The 4,018-nt window shown below is 39.4% G+C and carries 1 protein-coding gene; it reads left to right on the top strand.

The features are described 5' to 3' along the window. Positions 1 to 307: 307 nt before the first annotated feature. Entirely contained in the window at positions 308 to 2,707 is a 2,400-nt protein-coding gene (locus IQ228_RS22650) for a GH116 family glycosyl hydrolase (RefSeq protein ID WP_193964522.1), read from the top strand. Positions 2,708 to 4,018: the final 1,311 nt, after the last annotated feature.

Raw genomic sequence — 4,018 nt, 5'->3', positions numbered from 1 at the left:
ATGTACAGGATTGTTATTTATAGATTTTCTGTGAATAGTTAATGATTATAGATTATGATTCAGAGGAAAATATATTTTCTATCATTCACAAAAACCTATATTTCCTAAAAAACATCCTGTTAATTCTCTAATCCTGGTAATCCTGATATGGCTTGCGCCACGCTATGTTATCAGACAATTTACTTATTTCCTAACATCCTAGTAACATTAGGAAATTTTCAGCGAAATAAAAATATTTTCATGATTGACTTGAGAAAAATCACACATCGCGCTAGTCTTCATAGCGTCAACCCGTGAAACTCAAACCATGACAAACCACCCCCAAATACCCCCCTGTACCTGGAAACGTCCCATTGGCTTAGGCTGGGAGAAACCCTACACCGTCCGTTATCCCAGTAATATTGACGATGGTCCCTGGCACGGAATGCCTCTTGGTGGCTTTGGTGCAGGGTGTATAGGACGTTCTTCACGGGGAGACTTTAACCTGTGGCACATTGACGGGGGAGAACATACTTTCAAAACCGTTCCCGCTTGTCAATTTAGTATTTTTGAATCGGGACAAGCTTACGCATTATCTACCCAACCCCCAGAAGATCATACACTGCAATCTTGGCAATGGTATCCACAGTCTCCCCTCTCTCTGGACGGATTGGGGTCAGGTACATATCATGCACTTTATCCCCGCAGTTGGTTTGTTTATGAAAATGTTTTGAAAACTCAATTAACTTGTGAGCAATTTTCGCCAATTTGGGCAGATAATTATCAAGAAGCAAGTTATCCGGTTGCGGTTTTTTTGTGGAAAGCGCACAACCCTACAAATGCACCAATTACTATTAGCATTATGCTAACTTGGGAAAATATGGTGGGTTGGTTTACCAATACTTTGAAATCTCCCGAAGTTAGAGTTAGAGATGATGGTAGTCCAGTTTATGAATATCTACCACGTTGGGGAGAAAGTCAAGGAAATTATAATTGTTTAGCAGAAGATCATCAATATTTTGGTTGCGTTTTAGGTCAAGTTTCTAATAGTCGAACTGTTCAAGAAGGAGATGGAACTTGGTGTATTGCGACTACTAAAAATCCCCAAGTGGAAATATTTCATCATTCCCGATTTAATCCTGTGGGTAATGGTGAAGATATTTGGCAAAGTTTCTCTGCAAATGGTTCTTTACCTAATTATCTAGATGAAACTCCCGCAGATGAAAATACTCGTTTAGGTGCAGCAATTGCGGTGCGTTTTACTTTGCAACCTGGGGAAAGTTTGGACGTTCCTTTTGTATTAAGTTGGGATTTCCCCGTTACGGAATTTGCAGCGGGGGTGAACTATTACCGCAGATATACAGACTTTTTTGGTTGTAATGGTGAGAATGCTTGGCAGATTGCCACTACTGCTCTTAAAGAATATCAGAATTGGCGATCGCTCATCGAAAATTGGCAAAACCCCATTTTAGAAAAATCAGACTTACCTGACTGGTTCAAAATGGCTTTATTCAACGAACTCTACGATTTAACCAGCGGGGGAACTCTCTGGAGTGCCGCCTCGGAAATTGATCCCGTTGGTCAATTCGCTGTGTTAGAATGTTTAGATTACCGTTGGTACGAAAGTCTAGATGTGCGGTTATACGGTTCTTTTGGATTATTGATGTTATTCCCAGAATTGGAAAAGTCCGTAATTCGCGCCTTTGCTAGAGCAATTCCCCAAAGTGATGACAGAACTAGAATTATCGGTTATTATCTGACTATCAAATCGGAGAGTCCTAACGCAGTTCGGAAAATTGCCGGTGCAACACCCCACGATTTAGGCGCACCCAATGAACACGTTTGGGAAAAAACTAATTATACTAGTTATCAAGACTGCAACCTCTGGAAAGATTTAGGTTGTGACTTTGTTTTGCAGGTATATCGAGATTTTCTGTTTACCGGTGCAAATGATACCCAGTTTTTAGCAGATTGTTGGGATGCTATTGTCCAAACTCTCGATTATGTGAAAACTTTTGATCTCGATGGTGACAGTATACCAGAAAATTCTGGCGCACCTGACCAAACTTTCGATGATTGGCGCTTGCAAGGTGTCAGCGCTTATTGTGGTGGTTTGTGGTTAGCTGCTTTGGAAGCTGCTATTGCTATTTCTAAGATTTTAACGAACCACAGAGGCACAGAGGACACAGAGGTAGAGGTACAAGGGTCTATTTATCAAGGTTGGTTAAATCAATCAAAACCAATTTATCAGGAGAAGCTTTGGAATGGTGAGTATTACCGGTTGGATAGTGAAAGTGCTTCTGATGTAGTTATGGCTGACCAATTGTGTGGGCAATTCTACGCTCGTTTATTGAGTTTACCAGATATTGTCCCCAGCGATCGCGCTTTATCCTCCTTAACAAAAGTATATGATGCCTGTTTTCTCAAGTTCCAAAATGGTAAATTTGGCGCTGCTAACGGTGTTCTTCCCAATGGTTTACCAGAAAATCCCAATTCTACCCATCCTTTGGAAGTTTGGACAGGCATCAATTTTGGTCTAGCAGCCTTCTTGGTGCAAATGGACATGAAAAATGAAGCCATGCGGTTAACTGAGGCTGTAGTTAAGCAAATTTACGACAATGGCTTACAATTCCGCACCCCGGAAGCTATCACCGCTAATGGCACTTTCCGCGCTAGTACCTATCTCCGCGCTATGGCTATTTGGGGAATTTATTTGCTAATTCCTTAAATCAAAATTTCTTTATATCCCCGACTTCTTAGAGAAGTCGGGGATATTGTTATTCTTGTTATTCAATTTTATTTTCCCGTTGTTTCCGGAATTGTGCGAAAAAATCAGTAATGATTAAGAGTTGAGGAACTTAAATCTGAAAATAAATGTCTTAAAATCCACTTTTTTTCCTTATTTAGCCACAAGGATAACTTCTAAACCCACACAGAACATAAGATTAGTCGTTCTCACCAAACATAGATAAATTTTCTGCTCAAGTATCATGGGGTTGACTGGCGCTCGCAAAGCCACTGGAAAATGAGAAGTTAGTAGTTAGCTAATAAATCACATCAGTAATTGCGTTGGGTAGAGGCTGTGGCAATGATAGCACGTTAAAACGGTAATCACTTCAAGTAACTTTTTTCCCAGACACAGTAAAGACAATCACCAATTCCCTACTTGATTTAGGGCTATGGTAGATTAAAAGATTGAAATTACCTACCCTAAAGAATTCCCCAATCTAGTTGACGACAGATGAGTGTAAAAATATCAGCAGTTGCAGGATAGTTGAATAAAGCAAGGACAGCAGGAGCTTTATCAAGCTATTTAGTCAGGTTGGTCAGGTTCAAATGCGGTTGTTGGTATCTATGACTGGCAGTATTGGCGATAAGTTCCCAGTTAGTTCGCAAATATTCAAAGATTTTGATTCAGAGCGAACTGCTTGCAGCAGCAGTAGTTTCCTCCGGGACGCTCCGCGAACGCTATCGCTTGAAAAAATACACCTGTTGTTTAACAGCTTAAACAGCTTGGGAGTTACACTATAACCTCCTCATTTTTATCTGTCAAGCAATTACATCAGAAATTCTTGGGAAAGTTATCCAGAAAATTATCCAGAAAATCCGAGTTGGTAATTCCTGCTTAACCCTGAATAGCAGCAGTTCACATCTGGAAATTTTAGCCGATTTAATTTATTAAGAATTACTTAGCCACAGGGACTCAATCCTGACTCAATACCGAAGTATCGGCTTTACCCAAAAGAATCAGCAGCCATTGACAATAAATAATCATAGCTATTCCTACCAAATTAGCTGAATGAACATTCTGTAATCTTACTTATAGCAATAAATTGTATACATATAATTAGCAGGTTACTAATTCCAGTTGATGGCAATAATGCCTAATAAATAAATAGCTATGAGTAACCAAATAAGATAATAGTTAAATGTTCATGGTGACACGGTTTTTGTTATCCACATCTAGCTGGATATCTTCTTTATCCAGAAATAACTATCTTGATAAAATTAATTAGTTAGCAATATTAGATTATTAACA

Origin of the sequence: Dolichospermum sp. LEGE 00246 (assembly GCF_015207865.1) — a bacterium.
In the GTDB taxonomy this organism is placed as follows: domain Bacteria; phylum Cyanobacteriota; class Cyanobacteriia; order Cyanobacteriales; family Nostocaceae; genus Dolichospermum; species Dolichospermum heterosporum.
This window is presented reverse-complemented; position numbering and strand designations above follow the sequence as displayed.